The organism is Methanomassiliicoccales archaeon (assembly GCA_026394375.1).
Lineage (GTDB): Archaea > Thermoplasmatota > Thermoplasmata > Methanomassiliicoccales > UBA472 > JAJRAL01.
Genome location: JAPKYJ010000005.1, coordinates 1 through 19496, shown reverse-complemented (window position 1 = coordinate 19496; position 19496 = coordinate 1). Strand labels below are relative to the sequence as shown.

The 19496-nt window shown below is 59.3% G+C and carries 19 protein-coding genes; 9 read left to right on the top strand and 10 right to left on the bottom strand.

The genetic code is table 11. The annotated features are described in order from the left end of the window. Positions 1–2: 2 nt before the first annotated feature. The 5 genes from NT137_01185 to NT137_01165 all read right to left on the bottom strand — a co-directional run bounded on the left by NT137_01185 (position 3) and on the right by NT137_01165 (position 5595). A complete protein-coding gene (locus tag NT137_01185; protein MCX6651960.1) occupies positions 3–3773 on the bottom strand; it encodes a cation-transporting P-type ATPase in 3771 nt (1256 codons plus the stop codon). 176 nt (positions 3774–3949) lie between these two features. Next, positions 3950–4444, bottom strand: coding sequence for an RNA-binding protein (locus NT137_01180; GenBank protein ID MCX6651959.1), 495 nt, complete (start codon positions 4442–4444; stop codon positions 3950–3952). A 19-nt stretch (positions 4445–4463) separates the two neighbouring features. Beyond that, positions 4464–4769 (bottom strand): hypothetical protein, encoded by a 306-nt coding sequence (locus NT137_01175; protein MCX6651958.1) that lies wholly within the window; start codon positions 4767–4769, stop codon positions 4464–4466. 168 nt (positions 4770–4937) lie between these two features. Next, entirely contained in the window at positions 4938–5384 is a 447-nt protein-coding gene (locus tag NT137_01170; GenBank protein ID MCX6651957.1) for a hypothetical protein, read from the bottom strand. Positions 5385–5394: 10 nt separating this feature from the next. After that, entirely contained in the window at positions 5395–5595 is a 201-nt protein-coding gene (locus NT137_01165; protein ID MCX6651956.1) for a DUF5678 domain-containing protein, read from the bottom strand. 269 nt (positions 5596–5864) lie between these two features. Between NT137_01165 and NT137_01160 the strand changes: the two genes are divergently transcribed. Further along, positions 5865–7907 carry a hypothetical protein gene (locus tag NT137_01160; protein MCX6651955.1) on the top strand — a complete coding sequence of 681 codons (2043 nt, stop codon included), beginning with the start codon at positions 5865–5867 and terminating at the stop codon, positions 7905–7907. A gap of 30 nt (positions 7908–7937) precedes the next feature. Here the strand turns inward: NT137_01160 and NT137_01155 are convergent, their stop codons facing one another. Further along, positions 7938–8618, bottom strand: coding sequence for a hypothetical protein (locus tag NT137_01155; protein MCX6651954.1), 681 nt, complete (start codon positions 8616–8618; stop codon positions 7938–7940). A 345-nt stretch (positions 8619–8963) separates the two neighbouring features. Between NT137_01155 and NT137_01150 the strand changes: the two genes are divergently transcribed. Both NT137_01150 and NT137_01145 read left to right on the top strand, forming a co-directional pair. Further along, positions 8964–9689, top strand: a complete 726-nt coding sequence (locus tag NT137_01150; GenBank protein MCX6651953.1) for a hypothetical protein — start codon at positions 8964–8966, stop codon at positions 9687–9689. A gap of 5 nt (positions 9690–9694) precedes the next feature. Next, complete coding sequence (locus tag NT137_01145; GenBank protein MCX6651952.1) at positions 9695–10039, top strand: PadR family transcriptional regulator; 345 nt, start codon at positions 9695–9697, stop codon at positions 10037–10039. 76 nt (positions 10040–10115) lie between these two features. Here the strand turns inward: NT137_01145 and NT137_01140 are convergent, their stop codons facing one another. After that, positions 10116–10862, bottom strand: coding sequence for a HesA/MoeB/ThiF family protein (locus NT137_01140; GenBank protein ID MCX6651951.1), 747 nt, complete (start codon positions 10860–10862; stop codon positions 10116–10118). 86 nt (positions 10863–10948) lie between these two features. On the opposite strand from NT137_01140, the gene NT137_01135 reads away from it, so the two are divergent. From NT137_01135 to NT137_01115, 5 genes are all read left to right on the top strand, one after another. Next, positions 10949–11881 (top strand): prenyltransferase, encoded by a 933-nt coding sequence (locus tag NT137_01135; protein ID MCX6651950.1) that lies wholly within the window; start codon positions 10949–10951, stop codon positions 11879–11881. Positions 11882–11961: 80 nt separating this feature from the next. Further along, positions 11962–12894, top strand: a complete 933-nt coding sequence (locus tag NT137_01130; GenBank protein MCX6651949.1) for an ABC transporter ATP-binding protein — start codon at positions 11962–11964, stop codon at positions 12892–12894. Then, complete coding sequence (locus NT137_01125; GenBank protein ID MCX6651948.1) at positions 12884–13981, top strand: ABC transporter permease; 1098 nt, start codon at positions 12884–12886, stop codon at positions 13979–13981. The genes NT137_01130 and NT137_01125 overlap by 11 nt, the downstream gene beginning before the upstream one ends. A 132-nt stretch (positions 13982–14113) precedes the next feature. After that, positions 14114–15283: a pyridoxal phosphate-dependent aminotransferase gene (locus NT137_01120; protein MCX6651947.1), complete on the top strand. Its 1170-nt coding sequence runs from the start codon at positions 14114–14116 to the stop codon at positions 15281–15283. Positions 15284–15534: 251 nt separating this feature from the next. Then, the gene (locus NT137_01115) at positions 15535–16701 is read left to right on the top strand and encodes a hypothetical protein (GenBank protein ID MCX6651946.1); all 1167 of its coding nucleotides are present in this window, start codon (positions 15535–15537) and stop codon (positions 16699–16701) included. Positions 16702–16948: 247 nt separating this feature from the next. Here the strand turns inward: NT137_01115 and NT137_01110 are convergent, their stop codons facing one another. Further along, positions 16949–17284, bottom strand: coding sequence for a hypothetical protein (locus NT137_01110; GenBank protein ID MCX6651945.1), 336 nt, complete (start codon positions 17282–17284; stop codon positions 16949–16951). A 46-nt stretch (positions 17285–17330) separates the two neighbouring features. On the opposite strand from NT137_01110, the gene NT137_01105 reads away from it, so the two are divergent. Continuing rightward, a complete protein-coding gene (locus NT137_01105) occupies positions 17331–18224 on the top strand; it encodes an ABC transporter substrate-binding protein (protein ID MCX6651944.1) in 894 nt (297 codons plus the stop codon). Here NT137_01105 and NT137_01100 read toward each other — a convergent pair. Together NT137_01100 and NT137_01095 are read right to left on the bottom strand one after the other, a co-directional pair. Further along, the gene (locus NT137_01100) at positions 18182–18913 is read right to left on the bottom strand and encodes an ECF transporter S component (protein MCX6651943.1); all 732 of its coding nucleotides are present in this window, start codon (positions 18911–18913) and stop codon (positions 18182–18184) included. The genes NT137_01105 and NT137_01100 overlap by 43 nt on opposite strands. Then, a partial coding sequence (locus tag NT137_01095) for an ABC transporter ATP-binding protein (protein MCX6651942.1) occupies positions 18910–19496 on the bottom strand: 587 nt, incomplete at its 5' end. The genes NT137_01100 and NT137_01095, both read right to left, overlap by 4 nt.

The window sequence follows — 19496 nt, the reverse complement described above, 5'->3', positions numbered from 1 at the left end:
TCTCAGCCAGCCGACTTCTTCTCCGGCTCTTCCGGACGCAAAGCCACCACGACCGTGCACTCCGCCCGCTCCGCCACGCTTCGTTCTTTCTTGAATAGGAAGCCACGCTTTCGTTCCTCCCACTCGCCTTCCATGATGATCACATCCACATTGCGCTCTTTCGCGAAGTGCGCTACGTCCCTGCCACTCTCCCGGACGAGGACCACCATCGGATGCATCCGACGAACCAGTGCCCAGGACGGGAGCGACTTGAACACCGCCATCTCCCGCTCCACATCCACCAGCGACTCCGGCCGGTAGATGGAGTACAAGGGCACGATGGGCGGGATTTCCACCACCTTCGCTGCCACGATGTCCACATCGGGGAAGTTCGACCCTTCGGTCAGCGCCTCCGCCAGTGCCACCGACTCCCCCCGCAGCCTCGTCAGGGCAGGTATGAGGATCCGAGGGCCATGACTGATCGGGATCTGAGAAGCGCTCCAGTCGCTCACCAGCACCACTTTCTTCTCCCTGAACTCCTCCACCCACCTGACCCTTTTCAGCGCGCTTTTCTTTCCGCTCAAGGCTTCCCTGGAAATGGGGACGAACAGCCATGCCGCCCCCGAGTCCTTGATGGCTTGTACCAGGCTGCTGGCCATGGTTTGCGCGCTCCGTTCCCGACTCGCGAGCCGGATATCCTGGACCTCATAGGGTACCCCTAGGTGCGAGGCGTGCTCGTCGATGAAACGGCTAAGGTCGGCTAGCTCCCCCTCCACGGACTGCAGGCCGATAGCGCGGATGAAGACCAGCCTCGACCCGGAGGCATGAGCGGCATCGATGGCGGCGTGCGCCAGATTCCTTTCGAACCCGCGCCCATACAGAACGACGGCCGTGGGCGGAGACCGCTCCAGGAAGGGCGGAAGCGGCTTCGACTGCATACCGCCCTTGACCATCGCCAAGGAAGCGAGCGACGGCACCGGCACCGCGGGAATCGGTCTGGTGGGCAGCAGGTACAAGCGCACCACGTACTTCCTTCCCTCTTCCAACAGGAAAAGGACGGGGGCGATCGAATAGAGGATGACGAGGTCGGTCAAGGGAACGGGGGCGGCGGAGAACGCTGAGCCTATCGGCGGAACGTACACCAGTAGCAGCAATGTGAGGAAGGAAATTACCACAGCGACCAACAGCCACTTGTTCTTCCGCAGGCTTATCGAGAGCGAGAATTGCACGTTTGTCCGCATTGCGAAGACGGTGCCGAGCTGCCCCGCCATTATCGCCGCCATGGTTATCGTGGTACCCTGATCATACCCGATCGCAGTGGGCACCGCTCCCATCCCTAGGGTCCAACCTGCCTGCCCCCACATCCGGAAACACCAGACGAGTGCCACCACGCCCACTATCATGCCTAGATAGGCAGAGCGCGCGATCGCTCCTGCGCTGAAGAGACGCGTAGCCCTCGACCGAGGCGGTCGTTCCATGATGCCTGGCTCCGGTGGCTCCATGGTCAAGGCAAGAGAGGGCGGGATGTCCAACATGAGATCTATTGCCAGCACCTGAACGACGGCCAAGGGCAAGGGCACACCCAGCACAACGAACGCTATGAAGGTAACGAGTTCCGCCCAGTTGTGTATGAAGACGTAGACGATGAACTTCTTCAGGTTCTCGAAGACCGCCCTGCCTTGCTCCATGCCGTGCACGATGGAAGCGAAGTTGTCGTCCAGAAGCACCATGTCCGCGGTTTCCCTGGCGACGTCCGTGCCGGAGAGCCCCATGGCAATGCCGATGTCGGCCTCCAGAAGGGCGGGGGCGTCGTTCACGCCATCTCCGGTCACGGCCACCGTCTCGCCCTTCTGGTGCAAGGCCTGCACCACCCTGAGCTTCTGGTCCGGCGCGATGCGAGCGAAAACCACCTCCTGATGGTCGAGCAAACGGCTGAGCTCTTCCTCGCTCATCTGGGACAGCGCGCCTCCAGTGACCGCGACCGCCCGATCAGAAGTGATTATCCCTACGTTTCTGGCGATCGCTTCCGCGGTGAGTTCGTGGTCGCCGGTGAGCATGATCACCTTGGTTCCAGCGGCACGCGCCTGCCTCACGGCCTCGCGGCTCTCCGCCCGGGGCGGGTCCAGGATGGCTACCAGCCCCACGAAAGTGAGGTCGGACTCCAGCGCCTCGGCTTCATATTTCTCCGACTCACCTGGAAGCGGCCTCACTGCCAATGCCAGCACTCGGTAGGCGTCTCGAGCGAACGCATCGATCTGGTCGACGATCTGCTTCTTCATCGATTCGGTGAGCGGAGTGATCTCACCGTTCCAGTAGGCGCGAGAGCTCCGCGCGAGCACCTCCATGCCGGCACCCTTGACGTAGGCGGTAACCTGACCTTCATGATCCCGGTGTACGCTGGTCATCATCTTGCGCTTCGATTCGAAGGGTACTAGGCCAACGCGCGGACTGCGGGTCAATTCGTCCTTGTACATCATGCCGGCCTTCGCCGCAAACACCAGCAACGCCGCCTCGGTCGAATCTCCAATCGCCGTCCAGCGTGACTTGCGTCTGTCGAGGGGTGGAACGACGGTGGCGGTATTGTCGAGGCAGGCGATTCGGCTCAGCTGCAGCAGTTCCTCGTTCCCGGACGCGGCAATCCGCTCATCATTGAGCAAGACCGCGCCTTCGGGCTCATATCCCTCGCCCGTGACCTCTAGCACCTTGCCCCCGACCCACGCCCGGCGAACAGTCATCTGGCCCTCAGTGATCGTACCTGTCTTGTCGGTGCAGATCACGGTGGCGCTGCCTAGCGTCTCCACCGAGGAAAGGCGCTTCACCACCACGTTGCGCTTGGACATCGCCAGGCTGGACAACGCCAATGCGAGAGTGAGCGTTACTTGAAAGCCCTCGGGAACTAGAGAGATTATGACCCCGATCATGAACAGCATGCTGGCGGCGAACTCCAGGTGCAGACCAAAGAAAGCTATGAGGAGGAACAGGAAGCCGACGGCGATGGCAACCACGAAGTTCACCTTCGCGGTACGGTTTATCTCAAGCTGGAGTGGACTGGCCGGCTCCTGCACGGTCTGCGTAAGCTTCACCACGCGCCCGAACTCGGTAAAGTCCCCTGTGGCAAACACGACAGCGCTCCCAGAGCCCGAGGACACTGTCGTTCCGGCGAAGACCAAGTTCGCGCAGTGCGCTAGTTCCTTCCTGGAAGTGGCGGCTGACAACCCCGCGGAACGGTGGGCCGGCTCTGATTCGCCGGTCAATGCGGCGTTGTCCACGGCAAGTTCGAAGCATTCGGTCACGCGCGCGTCCGCCGGCACCTTGTCTCCGGCTTCGAGCACCAGCAAATCCCCCGGGACGATGTCTGCCACTCGAACCTGCAAGACCTGCCCGCCCCTCTTCACCCGGGCGTTGGTCGGGATCAGCTCCTTGATGGCGCGTACGGCGCGTTCCGCCCGATACTCCTGGAAGAGGCTGAAAACGATGCTGATGACAACGACGAACAGGATCACGATGCCCATGCCAACAGAGCTGGAATCGTTGGCGCTGAAGCCGCTGATGAAAGAGAGTGCTGCGGCGACGATCAGCAAGATGTTGAAAAGATTCTTGAACTGGGCGATCACGCTCTGCGAGAGCTTCTTTTTCATCTCTGGGAGCACATTACGGCCGTATCTCAGCACTCGAGCGCTAGCCTCGGCTGCCGTCAGCCCATCTGGGCCGGTGCCCAAGCGGGCATGCAATTCCTCGACGGTGCAGTCGATGCATTTCAATGCCTCGGCATCGTCCGGTGAACCAGCGTCCACAGGCTCATCTCTTGCTAGACAGCGAGAGCGTTCGCGCGTCCTCGTCCGACACCTATTAGATGGGGCAGAGCAGAATTCCCCCTATTAAATGACTACTCTCTTACCATCAGCGTGGACGTATGCCTATTCGGACGAAGATTGACTGTTCAATTATCGATGTGGAGCAGCAGTAGCTCCTACCTTTCGTCGTACTTCCAGAGCTTGTCGCCCACGTAGAAGAGCGATTTGACCAATTTGCCTGGGCGTTTGGCTTTCATTTCCACTCCCGTCGCCAGAGCCGCTCCCACGGCCAGGGGCTTGAGGTTCTTCTCGTCCCTTATCCAGACGTAGTCTCCAGGGACGATGCCTTCGTCCGCGTCCACGATGCCCGGGCCCATGACGTCCGCGCCGTTGATGACGAACTTGATCGCCCCCATGTCAACGGTAACGTATGATCTGGTGGCGGGATACTTCAACAATCCGCGCACGGTGAGGAAGCTCTTACCGTTCATGACGAAGGCCAGGATCAGATTGGAGACGAACACGACCTCGAAATCCGGGCCCTCGGCCATGTCCACCGTGTCCTCGAGGCCGAAGACCTGCAACCCCACCTTGGCGGATATCTCCTCCGACAAAACACGTATCTCCTTCTCCCGCAGCCTCCGCCGCTTGCGAACGCGCAGCTCCGACATGCGATGCGCTCCTGGACCTCTATTTTTTCTTCTTGCCGAAGAACCTGCCGAAGCCGTGCTTGCCCCCTTCTTCCTTCTTTTCTTCTTTGACTGGCTCCGGTTTCTTCTCCTGCTCGACTGGCTTAAGTTCGGGCTTCGCCTCTTCCGGCTTCGGCTTGGGACGTTCGGGCATCGGCTCGCCCTTGGACAGGCTGCGAGCCACCTGCTCCAGCTCTTCCAGGCTGGACATGGAAAGGTCCACTCCGCAACCGGGGCAGTCCAGCGTGTCCGCGGGCACGGTGCGTCCGCACACCGGACACTCCACAGAATCTGATTGCCCGCTCATTGCTCCACTGACGCTATGCGCAATAGGCTGACGTGATTTAACGGTTTTGCACAGGATATCGTTTACAATAACAAGGAGGAGCGAAGAGCGCTGGGGGGGGCTTTGCACCATAAGTCTCACTTGCACCCAAAGTCTCAGTGCAGGGGGGAGTCTGCGTGCAAATCCTCTCTAGAAATGCCTCTTCTGGAACGCTGGTATCGCCTTAGGGGAGATGCGGGTCATTTCGATCCGCCTATCATGCTCCTTGAAGGTTATCTCGAATTTATCGAAGACCTCAGCTCGCCCGAGCAATGGCGGCAATTCGTATGGTTTGAGGATTATCGAGACAGGGATATTGAATCTGTAATCCTCATGACCCTTTTCGATATGGATGTTCACGCGACTCGGAATAAATTCTCCAGGTCCCGTAACGCCATTGGATATGATGACTTCCGCATCCATTGAAACGCCAATCGCTTCGGCCATATCCTTTGATATCACTGAGACATCGGCGCCGGAATCCAACATCGCATATGTGTCCAAAACATCCTTCGAGCCGATGAATTGAACGGGTATGACCGGTCTAAGTTTGACAGAACCATTTGGAGCTACGATCACCCGATACTTGAACTTCATCGTCATGAGATCATAGGATGAGGTTTTCGTTCGAGGGGACCATCGCAACAAGAGGATGCTTGCCTGGACAAAGACGCTTGGCCTCGTTGAACGTTTCTTTGAAGGTCGGGCTACTGGCGACCACCTTATCATCGCAGATGGCCACCCATTTCCCGATGAATGGTGAAAGGTTCATCTCCATGAAAACGTCCTGGTTCTTGGCCGTATGCATCACCTAGAGGGTATAGGAGGAGAGGAGATAGAAAATGTTTCCGTCTAAAAGCCTCCTTATTGCCGTAGATTTCATTCTAGAGTGGAGGCGGACTTCCCGCACCTAAAGTCCAGTGTCTGCACCCAAAGTACTGATACTGAGAGGGTTTAAGTGCAAAGCCGCTGGGGGGGCAAGGCTTTTTATTGCGCCTAGGGCATTTGTCGTTTCGGACTGGCCAAAGGTCCGGTGGGCCGTGGGGGAGTCAGGCCAAATCGAGGAGCGTGGGCTGAATGGAGGATTTCAAGTTCAAGCATTCGGACTGGTGGGATGGGCTGATGGCCGCGCTGATGACCGCGGTCGTGCTTCTCATCGTCCCGGTCGTGATGATCATCGTGGAGCAGGGCCAGGTCTCGGGGCCGGCCTCCGGCGCTCTCAAGAACGAGATGTCCGCGCTCATGACCCTGGTGATCCTGGTCTCGATCCCCGCCATCGCGGCCAGCTTCCTGCGCGGCATGTTCCCGAAAGGGACGCACTCCCGATTGGTCTTCGGCATGGTGGAGGTGGCCATGGTGCTCCTCTACGCCTACATCGTGCTGCTGGGCTCCAACCTGAGCACGGTCTTCGGGCTGATGAAGTACCAGCCTGACCTGACCCGGGTGTTCCTGACCCTGCTGTATCTGATCGCCCTGATCGCCGTCGGGCATCTGAGCACGTGGTTCTGGCACCGGCGGGAGTGGCTGGAGTCCATCGGCACCAAGCTGCCGGAGAAGAAGCCCCTGCCCACGGGGCTGGGGCTGGAGTTCAGTCCCCGAATGGGCGTGCCGCCTCTGGCACAGAAAGAGGCGAGGAGCACCTTGCTCTCCCTGGTGATCGCCCCGGCGCTCATCTTCTTGCTGATGATACCTGCGGTCCCATTGCTCATGAACAGCACCCTTCCTGCGGACTTGCAGTCGTTCCTGAACCGGTTGGACCAGATCCCATCCATCATTCTCGGACTGGGCATCATCCTCTTCCCCATCGCCTGGCTGCGGGGCTTCTATCCCAAAGGCTCGTTCGGACGGTTGACGTTCGGCCTGGCCTTCACCGTCTTCCTGGTGGCTTACATCTTCTTCGTGCTCACCATCCCGGACATCGGCAAAGGGCTGCACGACCTGGGAGTGCATCTGGACTTCGCCCTCCTGGTCACCATGCTGATGATCGTGCCTTTGTTCTACGCCATCGAGACGGTGGGCGAGCTGCTGGACGAGCGCAAGCCGTGGAAAGCCCGGCTCGGCTTCGATATCAAGGGCAAGCCGCTGAATGTCGCCTCACCATTCCTGGACTTCAATTACCGCATGGGCAAGATCGGTGATGGGGCGGAGACGTCCCGCAAGGCCTACATCGGCTGGATGCTGGTACCTATCATCCTCCTTTCCCTTCTGGCTGGCGTTCTGGACGATACCACCAGTATCACTAACAACCTCGCCTTGGCGAACGAGATGACCAGGATCGCTGCCGCCATCGCTCCGATTGGATTGCTGATCGTCATCATCAGCTTCGTCTACGGCTACTATCCCCGGGGCTGCTTCGGGCGATTGGTCTTCGGCATGGCCATCGCCGCGGTCATCCTGCTCTACGTCACGGCCATCTTCATGAACGGTGAACTGGAGACAGCCTTCCGGAACTCGGGACTGAAGATCGGCTTGGAACCCATCCTCTCGCTATTCCTCTTCTACGCCGCGATATCGTTCATCGTGCCGATCTGCGAGCTGGTGGACTACCGCCGGAAATGGAAGTTCAAGGTCGGCAGGCCGATGAAGCCGCTCAGTCCGCCGACCAAAGGCCTCTTCTCCGACTTCAAGATCCGCTACGCCCGCTTCGTGGCCGGAGCGAAAGGGGCGCGGAAGGCGCTCAGGAACTATGTGATCATGCCGGTATTGATAGTGACCGTCGCCCGGGCGGTCCTGCAGAGCATGGACAACTCCATCTTGAACGCCGCGGCCGGTTCCCTCTTGGACCTGAACGCCAGCCTGTTCCTCATCGGCGGCGCGATGGTGGTGGTGCAGTTCTGGCGCAATTCGTGGGGGAGGGGGGCGTTCTCCCGGCTGGTGTTCGGGTTGGGCGCCACCGGAGTGGGCGTGCTCTGGACGATCATCTTTATGGGCGGACTCCTGACCATGAACACCCAGGTAGGGGTGCCTGGAACCCCGTTCATGTTCGACATCAGCAGCTATCTGCAATATATCTTCATAATCGCGGTGGTGCTCTCCGGTCTGGCGGGCGTTAGGTACGCCATAGAGTTCCTCCGCAACCGGAGGTTCTGGTTGGAGGACCGGGAAAAGAACGTGGTGTGAGAGCTTCGCTGCGAAAGGAAGATGCCCGGCTCAGAGCAGCTCCAGCCCCGCCTTGCCTATGGCGAAAGGCAGAGGGTCGATGGGAGCGGCGGTGAAGCGCATCTTGGTGATGTCCAGGAAACGCTCGCGCTTGTCCACGAACTGATTCTCCTTCTTCCCCAGGCGGATGATCGAGTCGAAAGCCTGTTCCGCCACCTCTCCGAAGCGGTGGACCATGCCCTCGTCGCAGACGATGAGGGCGGTGATGCCTCTCGAGTGCAGAGTGTTCAGCAGGTAGTCGAGCTGCTGGCGAAAGTGCATGAGGCTCATCTCCATTGCCAGTGCGCCGATGTTGTCGACGATGGCCACTTCGATGCCGATCTCCAGCGCATCGACCAGGGGGCTGAAGCCTCCCTCCGGGCCGTAGTCGTGGAACGAGGGTTCGGTATGCGTCTCGCTCAGGGGCAGGATGCGCAGCAGGCCCTCCGACTCGAAGCGCTCCAGAGGCCAATCGAACTGCTTCGCCTGCTCCACCAGGTCTTCCTTCCTTTCCCGAACGACCACGTACATGACCGGCTTGTTGGCGGAGCAGCAGCGGTTGGCGAACTGCAACGCCATTATTGTCTTGCCGGTCCCGGAGCGTCCGGTGAGCAGAACGCTCCTCCCTTTGAGGAAACCTCCGGTGGCCTGGTCCAGACCGGCGATGCCCGTGGAAATGCGCTCCAGCTCCATTCCTCCTTACTTATCCTTTCTCGATCCTGACCGAGGTATCGGCCTCGAGATTACATATTTATTGCCGAGCCATGGGCGGATATCGATATGCTCGGGCAGGCTTAGGGGATAGTCCAGAATCATTATGTTCATAATCATTACAAAAATAATCATTGTTGGTTGGACGAGGGATCCCTTCACCGATCAAGAGGTTTCGCGATCCACGGCTTCGAGGTCCTGACCCTCGAAGATCTCCTGAGCGGTTGATGACGTCCAGCGCATGCGATCGGGCTTATCGTCCACCCCCTCACAATCAATAAATAAGGACTCGTTGCTAGCCGGGAAGCATCAAGGAGGCAACTTACAATGGGAATAAGCATGGCTATCTGCGAGGTCGACTCGGACGCCTCGCTGTGCAAGGTCAAGAAGACGTCCTTCGTGAAGGTCTATCTGAACGACGTCAAAGGTTACGAGCAGTATGCGGAGTTCGATTCCATCATCTCCGGGCCGGAAGCGAAGAAAGTCATCGGAGCGGAATGGGAGGCGTTCGCCAAGCGCAACCGCCTGGACCCCGCGGCCGAGGTCATCTACGTGGACAAGATCAAGAACGAGGCGGACCGGGGGAAGCTTCTGCCTTCCGCCACCAAGAACTACACCGGCTGGGTGTTCGTGGACAAAGCTCCAAGTGACGTCGCCCGGCAAATGATCTCCAAGTCCTCGCCCGATGACCGTCTCACGGGCTGGGATATGATCTCGTTCGAGGAGATGGGCGAGACCTGCAAGAAATGCGGCCTGTCCTGGGACAAGGGCCGGGGATGCATAGGCGACTTCGGGCCGGAGAGCTCCAAGCTTCCGGGATTCGCTTCCAAGCACGGGCTGAGCATCATCGCGAACGTGGTGGAGAGCTCCAAGTCCAAGAAGGTCTTCGGCAACGAGGATGCCAACGAGCTGTTGCGCGAAGTAAAGGTGCTGAGGGAGAAGCTGCCGGCCGAGGGAAAGGCCATGGTGCACCGCTACTCCGGCGTGCTGGACAGGCTGGAGGCCATGGCCAACGTAGCATTGAAATACAGGACATCATTCTATTTCGTCTGATCGGCATGGCAGGGGGAGAGCACCAAGAGTTGCGGAAAAGCTTCCAGAAGTACGGCTTCAAGGCCGGCTTTCTTAAGTTGGTGGTGCTCAAGCTCGTCTCCCAGGGGCCGACGCACGGCTACGCCCTCATGAAGAGGATAGAGGAACTGACGGAGGCGGACTGGTGTCCCTCCCCCGGCTCCATCTATCCTGCCTTGAAGGAGCTGGAGAAGGAGGAGCTCATCACCGTGCATGATGAGGGAAGGCGCAGGTTGTACTCCATCACGCCCAAGGGACAGGAGATGCTGAACATGGCGCTGGAGCATGCCGCCATAGCGATGAAGCATCTGCAGAACCTCCTGGAAGCCTGAGTCGTCAGTAGGGAACGAGCGAGCAAATTAGGCATCGTTGGTCCGGTCCAACGCGAGAACGCTTCTTGAAGAACGATCAGTTCGAACAGACGGGACATCTCTGATCGCGCTCGATCTTCACCACTTCGAAGGAGTTGTATTCCATATCCACGACCAGGAGCTTGGATGCCAATGTCTCCCCTTTTCCAGTGAGGAGCTTGATCGCCTCCGTCGCTTGCAGGCATCCTAGCACTCCGGCCACGGGACCGAGCACCGGAACTTCGTTCCTCTTTGGAACGGAGGCGAAGAGGCAGCGCAGACATGGCGTCCTGCCAGGTATGATCGTCGTCAGCTGGCCGTGCATCCCTTCCACCGCCGCATGAACGAATGGCTTGGAAGCGTTCACGCAGAAAGCGTTCAGGGCGAACCGAACATCGAAGTTGTCCGTGCAGTCCAGGATGACGTCCGCATCGTCCAGCAGCAAGGGGATGTTGTTCTCGTCCATTCTCTCAGTTCGAATCCTCACCTTGAGGTTAGAGTTAATCTGCATCAGCTTCTCCGCTGCGCTATCCACTTTGAGCTTGTTGACCGAGACATCGCGCTCCCAATGCAGCAGCTGGCGGTTGAGGTTGCTCAGCTCCGCCGCCTGATCGTCCGCCAGGATGAGCGTGCCGACGCCCGCCGCCGCCAGGTACATGGCGGCCGGAGAACCTAGGCCTCCAAGCCCCACGATGCCGACGGTGGAGCGCTTCAGCTTCAGCTGCGCCCTCTCCCCGAAACCTTCCAGGCTCATCTGCCGCTTGTACCGCTCTCGGTCCTGAGGCGTGAGCGAGACCTTGACCACGCGAATAGCAACGCCTCTCGCTCCTAAAATAGCTGCTGGAAGGGTGATAACCTAGTTATACGACCGGCACCCAATGAAAGCGCGAGATGTCATCTGGAAGATCGAGCAAAGCAAGGCTTATCCTCAGACTGGCTAGGCTGCATTTCCTTATTCCCGGGATCTTGCTCTACATCCTCGGCTCGCTATTGGCCTGGCAGCGGGGCGCGCCTATCGATCTGATGCGTTTCGTCTTGGGATATGCGATCTTCGCTCCCGCTCATCTATCGGTCTCATTCAGCAACGACTTCTTCGACCGGGAGGCTGACCGATCGGCGGAGAGGACCGTTCTCTCCGGAGGAAGCGGGGTATTGGTGCAGGAACCTTCCTTGGCGAAGTTCGCGGTAAGGTTCGCCATCGGCCTGATCGTTCTTTCGCTGACCATGACCTTGGCGTTCGCTCTGGCCTACCATATGCCGCTGTACTTCGTTCCGTTCGTGATCTTCGGAGCGCTGCTGGGCTGGTTCTATTCCGCTCCTCCCCTCCGTCTGGCATATCGCGGTTGGGGTGAGGTGTCCACCGCCCTGGCATCAGGATTCATTATGCCTGGAATGGGTTACCTGTCGATCTCCGGCTCGCTGGACATCTGGTTCGTGGTTCTGAGCGTGCCGCTGCTGTGCTACGGCCTCTTCTTCATTCTGACCGTGGAGACGCCGGACGAGGAGAGCGATCGAAGGTCGGGGAAGAACGGCTATCTGGTGCGCCACGGGCTGAGGAGGGCGAGCGAGCTGTCGGTGGTCGCCACCGGAGCGGGAACGCTGTTGCTCCTATTCCTGTCCGTGATGTTCCCGGGAACGGAGTATCGGTTCCTCTGGCCCCTGGTGCCTCTGTCCGTCCTGCCTCTGGGCGCCGCGCTCATCTGGCGATCTTCCGGTCCGACGTCCAGGAAGAAGATCACCCGGCAGGTGATGCTGAACTTCGCTTCCATGATGCTCTTCCTCGTCCTGGCGGATGCTCTTCTGGCGCTGCCGATGTTCGCCTAGCCATGCGAGATTGGGAGGGGTGGCAGCACCTCAAAACCGATAAATAGTGGATTTCGCTTCGCCTTGGCATAGGTGCTTTCATGGTCGAAACCGTCATCACGGTCTCCCAGCTGCTGAAGAAGTACGGCGACTTCAAGGCCGTGGACGGCATTTCGTTCGAAGTCTACGCAGGAGAAGTGTTCTCGCTCCTAGGTCCGAACGGCGCCGGCAAGACCACCACCGTCGAGATCCTGGAATGCCTGCGCACCAAGACCGCTGGTGACGTGAGGGTCCTCGGGATGGATATCGATCACCAGATGCGCGACATCAAGAGGCGCATCGGCGTGCTCCCGCAGGACTTCAACTGCTTCGATCTGCTCACCGTCAGGGAGAACATCGACTACTTCGGCGATATGTTCGACAAGCGCCTGCCGGCCGAGGACCTCATCAAGGCCGTCGATCTGAAAGACAAGGAGGACGAGCTGTTCAAGAACCTCTCCGGCGGGCTGAAGCAGAGGACCGGGGTGGCCGTGGCCATGGTCAACGACCCGGACATCATCTTCTTGGACGAGCCTACCACCGGATTGGACCCTCGAGCTCGAAGGGACGTCTGGGAAGTGATCCGGACGCTCAAGGCAAAAGGCAAGACGGTCATCCTGACCACCCACTACATGGAAGAGGCAGAGATACTCTCCGACCGAGTGGGCATCATCGATCACGGCAAGTTCATTGCCTTCGGCACGCCGCGGGACATAGTGGACAAGTACGGCACCGGGTCCCGGGTCATCATCTCCAAGTGCGATAGCGTTTGCATCGACCTGCTCAAGCAGCAATGGCCGCTGGGCGAGTACAAAGACAACGACGTAGTCATCAGGCTGGAGAACAAGAACGCTCTGGCCGAGATAATCTACACCATAGACCGTTCCGGCGGCAATTACGAGCAGATACAGGTGACGCGACCGACGCTCGAGGATGTGTTCCTGAACCTCACCGGCCGCAAGATCGTGGAGAAGGGGGAAGAGCATGCCCAATAGGGTCCTGGTGGCGCTCAAAGGGGAGATGAAGAGCTTCGCACGGAACAAGACCAGCGTCTTCTGGACCATCGCCTTCCCTCTGCTCCTGATCCTGCTCTTCGGAGCGATCTTCTCCGGGGGCGGGACCACCAACGTCTCGATCGCGGTGCAGGACCTGAACGATACTCCAGCTTCGCACGCCTTCCTGGAGGCGCTCAATCATACGAACCTGGTAACGATGACCATGATCGACAAGGGCGCGGACATCGACCAGTACATCAAGGATAACTCGCCGACAGCGGTGCTCATCGTCCCCTCCAACTTTACGTCCGCATTCGCGCCTCACGCCCCGAACGCTTCAGCGACGGTGCAGCTGCGCACCGACCCGACGTCGCAATCGACGGGCATAGTCATGGGCCTGGTCGGCGGCATATCCAATCAGTTCAACCTGCAGATCGCCAACGGCGGCAACAAGATCGTCATCAGCAACAGCGACATCACCCAGAAGCACTTCAAGTTCATCGATTTCTTCCTGCCTGGGGTCATAGCTCTGACGAGCATGACCACCTCCATCTTCTGGATGGTGGGCGTCATGACCCGCTATCGCGCGAATGGCATCTTCAAGAAGCTGACCACCACGCCCATCACCCGCTACGAGTGGCTGGCGTCCCAGATCATCTGGCAGCTGATGGTGGTGTTCATCTCCGTGACGGTGATCATTTTGGTCGGGATAACGCTCTTCGGCATGTCCCTCACTCTGAACTGGATTGCCATCTTGACGATCATCCTGAGCAGCGCCCTCTTTTCCAGCCTGGGGATGATCCTGGCGCGGTACATCAAGGATGAAGAGACGGCGTCCTCGGCCGCCAATGCCATAACGTTCCCGATGATGTTCCTCTCGGGCATCTTCTTCCAACTGGAGTCCATGCCGAGCTGGCTTCAGTCCATCGCCCATGTGCTTCCGCTGACCTACGTCGGCGATGCCCTCCGGGACTCGATGGTCTACGGCAACGAGGCGTCGGCCATCGGCAACATGCTGGTGGTCGCGGTCCTGGCGATCTTCTTCTTCATCGCGGGCGTGCTGCTGTCGAAGTGGAAGACCGAGTGAGCTCGGACCCTTTTCCCTTTCCTTTTCATCTTTTTTATGCGTGATAGCCTGCTCTCCCCCCCTGGCCTTCATGAGAAGATACGTGCAGAGGCTGGAACGAATAAGTACGTCCGACCTCGATACCCCGCTCGGGTGAAGGGTACGCGGCTAGAGGTTTCAGACCGTTCGCAGCTCATCGTGCAATCCGAGATCCGGAGCATGACCTTGGAGTGCAACAAGATACGAGGCATCAATCTCGCTCAGGGCGTGTGCGACCTGGACGTGCCGAAGGAGGTCATCGATGGAGCGCATGAGGCGATGCTCCAAGGCTTCAATCAATACACCCGATACGATGGCTTGCCGGTGCTCAGGGAAGCGATCGCCTCCAAGCTCAAGCGCTTCAACCATCTGGACGCGGACCCGGAGAAGAATATCATCGTTTCCGCGGGAGCTACGGGAGTCTTCTACAGCGCTTGCATGGCCTTGCTGAACCCGGGTGACGAGGTCATCGTGCTCGAGCCTTTCTACGGATACCATGTCAACACTCTGCTGGCGGTGGGAGCGAAGCCGGTGTTCGTCCGTCTGATGCCTCCGGGATGGAAGTTGGACATGGACAAGCTACAGAAAGCGGTCACGAAGAGAACCAAAGGCATCGTGATCAACACGCCCGCCAATCCATCGGGCAAGGTGTTCTCGAAGCAGGAGCTTAGGGCGCTGGCGGATTTTGCGAACGAGGAGGACATCTTCGTCTTCTCGGACGAGATCTACGAGTACTTCGTCTACGATGGAAAGAAGCACCTCTCGCCCGCGTCCGTCGAAAACATGGCCGAGCGGACGATCGCCATCTCCGGATACTCGAAGACGTTCAGCATCACTGGCTGGAGGATCGGATACTGCTTCTGCCACGAACGGTGGGCGAGGATGATCGGCTACGTGAACGATCTCATCTACGTGTGCGCGCCCGCTCCCTTGCAGGTGGGAGTGGCAAAGGGCATCGAGAAGCTGCCTAACTCCTACTATGAAGGCATCTGCGCTGACTACCAGGCAAAGCGCAAGCAGATCTGCGATGCCCTGTCCGAAGCGGGACTCAAGCCCTACGTTCCCTCCGGCGCCTACTACGTCCTGGCGGACGTTTCCTCGGTCCAAGGGAAGAACAGCAAGGAGCGGGCCATGTTCATTCTGAAGAAGACCGGCGTGGCGAGCGTGCCTGGAAGCGCATTCTATCATGATGACGCAGGCGAGGACCTAGTGCGGTTCTGCTTCGCGAAGAAGGACGAGGTGCTGAAGAAGGCCTGCGAACGAATCGCGGCCCTGAGGCAATGATTTATGAATTGATTGCACGTCCACTCAAAACATCCACCGGAGATGGCGGAATCCCAATGCCTTGGTCTCCGCCATCTTACGGATGGGCGAAGGACGTCGAATCACGCCAAGGCGCCCCGCCCCTTTGGATAGCTTTATTTCGAGATCAGGGAATGCATTTCTAACGCATTCGAAGTGGGAGGGATAGAACGAGAAGGAAACATTCGCTCAGCAGAGCGCACAGAGCCAAGGCTGCCGCCGGGACGTCCAAGGTGCTCATCATCGTGGCCGTCGTGGCGGTGGTGGCGATCGCCGGTATCGCGGCCGTACTATTGATAGGAGGTTCGAACACCCCGGCCAAGCCGTCGATTGCGGTGACCACGCCGGCGAACGGTAACTCATACGCCCGTGGTTCCGCCTTGAACATACAATGGACCAAGACCGGGGACACGGGCAGCACGGTCATAATCGTGTACGGGCATGTCGGCGGGCCTGCGCCCAAATCCTTGACTGCGTCCGCGCCGAACACTGGGTCGTACTCATGGAACATCCCGAGCGACATAGAGCTGGGCAATGATTACTTCATCCGAGTGACGAGTGGCAGCAACATTTCGATCTTCGGCGACAGCGGCAGCTTCGCCATAACTGCCGGGGGCACATCGTACGTCGGAACGATCACCGTCACCAGCCCGGCGACCGGGAGCTCGCACGTGCGAGGAACTACGTTAGTAGTCCAGTGGACCTCGACCGGGAACATTGGACCGAACGTGAAGGTGGAGTACAAGCGCAACGCTGATGCCTCTTGGACGCTGATCGTGGCCTCGGTGACGAACAGCGGCTCCTATTCTTGGGGCATGCCCAGCGGGATAGCGGCCGCGACCGATTACAAGGTCAAGGTGACGAGCACCTCGAACACCTCGATCTATGACGACAGCGCGACCTTCACCATAAGTGCGGGAGGGGGCACGGGATTGCAGGTGGGGCAGTTCACAAACTACACATTATCTGCGACCATACAGAACACCACCGGCACGTACGAGGGCACGGGGTTCATGAAGATGCTGGTTAAGTCCGTCAACTCCACGAACGTGACGTACAACATCAGCACGTCGATGACCATGAGCGGATACACCAACTCCTACTCCTATGATAGCGTGGCGAACCTCACGACCGGGTTCGGGGGCATAGACGTGAACAACCCCGGTCCAGGAATGACGCTCACGCCCAACGGAACGGAGTCACTCTCCACGCCTTGGGGCAACAAGCTCTGCCAGAAGTACGATTATTCCGCGTCCTCCTGGACCGGGAACTACTGGATCTACAACAACGTCCTGATGAAGATGTCCATGGTATCGGTCTACAGCAGTGGCGGCTTCACGTACACCTCGACGATAACGTACACCCTGGCGGACACGAACCTGACGAGCGTAACCGGCTGATGGAAACCTCTAGCCTATGAGGGGCTTCGCCCCCCTTCCTTCTTCTTTACTCTTCTTCTAGGGCGCGTTCCTTCGCCTCTCCATGCTCATTGGCTTCCGCAGGTCATCCGTATAGCAGGTCACATGCGACTCTTGAACAAGATGATCGCGGCCGCAACGACCCGACCGCTATGACCGCTCCGATCACAGTCTAGGCGACGTCCGGTGAGGGGATGGCGGACGCTGAACGTCTCCGATCCAAGACCCCCTAATCGAGGGCGCCAGTGACGCTCATGTAGTACCCCGCGCCTGTGGTCCGGTAGGCGAGCTTGACCATCTCCAGGAAGACGGGATTGATTTCCTCATTGCATTCGATCCGTGAAGCCAACGACCCCGTCAGGTCCGCGAGTCGGCGAAGCATGTCTGGCGTTATGGAGATGATGCCCTCTCCCGAGGCAAGGCCGTTCGCCCGGGCGGCGAACTGATCATAGGTGTGCTGGAGCACGCGGGCCATCATGAGCAGCTCCCGATCGTATTTGAGCCGCAGGACGCGGTCCGCCGCGCCGTAGGCGGCGCTGAAATAGAATAGCTTCTTCGCCGACAAGAACGTCTGGCTGGCCTTCGCTCAAGCCATCGACTATGGCTACTATCTGCATAATGTGCTCGGAGACACAGCGGTGCAGCCGAACGGGCCGATACCAATGGGCATGTTCGGGTACGACCCCTCCGTCCCGAAGTACGATTTCAACCTGACGAAGACGGCCGATTATCTTAAGAAGGCCCTGGACCCGTCCAACCCGACGAAGAGCTACGCGGAGACCGGGTTCACCCTGAAGCTCTATTACAACCTGGGGAACACGTACCGCCAGGCGTTCATGGAATCGCTGAAGCGGACCTTGGAATCGCTGAGCCAGAACGCCAGCCTGGGCATCTCCGGCAGCATCTCCATCACGGTGTGGCCAATGGACTGGCCATCCTACGTAAATGCCAGGACCCTGCACCAGTTAGGCCTCGTGCCCTTGGGGTGGAACGTGGACTACCCGGACCCGGACGACTTCGCGAACCCCTTCTGCCATCAGTACGGAACCTTCCCCTCCATGATGGCTTGGGGCAATGCCACCCTCACCAACATGGTGGTGCAGGCGGCCCACGAACTCAACGCGACGCTCCGGACCGGGCTGTACTCGGACATCTCGCGGGCCTGCTACGACAACGCCTACTACCTCTGGACCGACCAGCCGACCGATTTCCACGCCGAGCGCACCTGGGTGAGCGGCTACAGCTACAACCCGTTCCGAAGCGGCCTGAACTATTATGCACTGGACATACAAATCGACCTTCCCTCCGTCCCACGCTCCGTGCACGCTCTAGGGGGAGATGGCTCAGTCGCGCTGAACTGGTCCAAGCCTGCCGATCCGGGTAGCGTCGGGTCGGCGGGATGGAACATCTACCGGGGAGCGAACGGTCGCCAAGAAGGGCCGCATGGTCATACCCATCGCCATCAAAGGGCCCCTTCTTTCAGGTTCTGGCCCGGCGCATCATAAGAGACCTTGGTCCGACGCTTGAAGCGCTGGAACATGGTCAGGACCGGCTTGCCCAGCAACAGGGCGAAGATCACGTTCCCGGTGATGTGCAGGGCTCCGAACGGCAGCCCCACCACGAAGGTGGGAACGAACAGGTTGGGGTCCGCCCGATAGAAGGTGACCCAGCTGCTGAAGTCCATGAGGGTGTTGTACGCCATGCCCAGGATGATGCCGAGCAGGACGATGTCCTTGACGCTGATGCTCTTCATGCGCTGCCCGAGGTAGCCGGCCACGATGCCCACCATGCTCCAGGCCACCATCTCCCAGACGGTCCACGGCCCTTGTCCGAAGAAGATGTTGGAGACCGCCGCGGTCATGGAGCCCACCATGGCCCCTGCCAGCGCCCCGAAGACCAGGCCGGTGACGATGATGAGGAAGGTGCACGGCTTGATGTTGGGCAGGGCAGCGAAGGGGATGCGGGAGGCGGCGGTGATCGCTCCCAGGATGCCGATGAGCGCCACTTCCTTGGAGCTGATCTCCGATTCCTCGAACTTGGCGAAGATGACGCCGATGATCATGAGCATCAGTACGAACGAGAGGATCGCTGCGTACTGGCCGAGCAGGGCGTTCTGGAAGATGGCCATGTAGATCAGGAATGAGGCCATGGCCAGCGAGGCGATGATCATGATGAAACTGAACTTGATCTTCATGTAGCCATGCCTCCCACCTCTTTGGCTAGGGTGATCACCTGCTCGATCGGCACGTCGGCCAGGCGGCCGCCGCACAGCGACATCACCCTGGTGGCGTGCTCGGCCACGAAACGGTAGTCGTGCGTGACCAGTATGGTGGTCATCCCCTGCTCCTTGAGGATTTCGAGGATGGAGGCGAGCTTCAGCTTGTTGTGATAGTCCAGCCCCCGGGTCGGCTCATCCAGGACCAGGATCTTGGGCCTGCCCACGATGATCGAGGCCAGCGCCGCCCGCTCCCGCTCCCCGCAGCTGAGCTCGCGGGGGAAGGTATGCCGGAAGCGCTCCAGGTCGAGGACCTTGAGCACCCAATCCTTTCTCTCCGGCCACTCCTTCTCGGCGACCTTCAGGTTCTTGAGCGTGAACTCCAGCTCCTTCTCCAGCGTCTCCGCGAAGAGATAGACGTTGGGGTTCTGGCCCAGGTAGCCGAGGTCCTTGGCCAGGCTGGCGGTGGTGAGATCGGCGATGTCCCGGCCGAGGAGGACCACGTTGCCCTTCTTGGGCCGCAGGATGCCGTTCAGGTGCTTGAGCAGGGTGGACTTTCCGC

What these genes read in the sequence shown, in the direction of transcription:
- NT137_01180 (MCX6651959.1), bottom strand. Translation starts at nt 4,444, where the DNA reads ATGTCGGAGCTGCGCGTTCGCAAGCGGCGGAGGCTGCGGGAGAAGGAG.
- NT137_01175 (MCX6651958.1), bottom strand. Translation starts at nt 4,769, where the DNA reads ATGAGCGGGCAATCAGATTCTGTGGAGTGTCCGGTGTGCGGACGCACC.
- NT137_01170 (MCX6651957.1), bottom strand. Translation starts at nt 5,384, where the DNA reads ATGAAGTTCAAGTATCGGGTGATCGTAGCTCCAAATGGTTCTGTCAAA.
- NT137_01165 (MCX6651956.1), bottom strand. Translation starts at nt 5,595, where the DNA reads ATGCATACGGCCAAGAACCAGGACGTTTTCATGGAGATGAACCTTTCA.
- NT137_01160 (MCX6651955.1), top strand. Translation starts at nt 5,865, where the DNA reads ATGGAGGATTTCAAGTTCAAGCATTCGGACTGGTGGGATGGGCTGATG.
- NT137_01155 (MCX6651954.1), bottom strand. Translation starts at nt 8,618, where the DNA reads ATGGAGCTGGAGCGCATTTCCACGGGCATCGCCGGTCTGGACCAGGCC.
- NT137_01150 (MCX6651953.1), top strand. Translation starts at nt 8,964, where the DNA reads ATGGGAATAAGCATGGCTATCTGCGAGGTCGACTCGGACGCCTCGCTG.
- NT137_01145 (MCX6651952.1), top strand. Translation starts at nt 9,695, where the DNA reads ATGGCAGGGGGAGAGCACCAAGAGTTGCGGAAAAGCTTCCAGAAGTAC.
- NT137_01135 (MCX6651950.1), top strand. Translation starts at nt 10,949, where the DNA reads ATGTCATCTGGAAGATCGAGCAAAGCAAGGCTTATCCTCAGACTGGCT.
- NT137_01130 (MCX6651949.1), top strand. Translation starts at nt 11,962, where the DNA reads ATGGTCGAAACCGTCATCACGGTCTCCCAGCTGCTGAAGAAGTACGGC.
- NT137_01125 (MCX6651948.1), top strand. Translation starts at nt 12,884, where the DNA reads ATGCCCAATAGGGTCCTGGTGGCGCTCAAAGGGGAGATGAAGAGCTTC.
- NT137_01100 (MCX6651943.1), bottom strand. Translation starts at nt 18,913, where the DNA reads ATGAAGATCAAGTTCAGTTTCATCATGATCATCGCCTCGCTGGCCATG.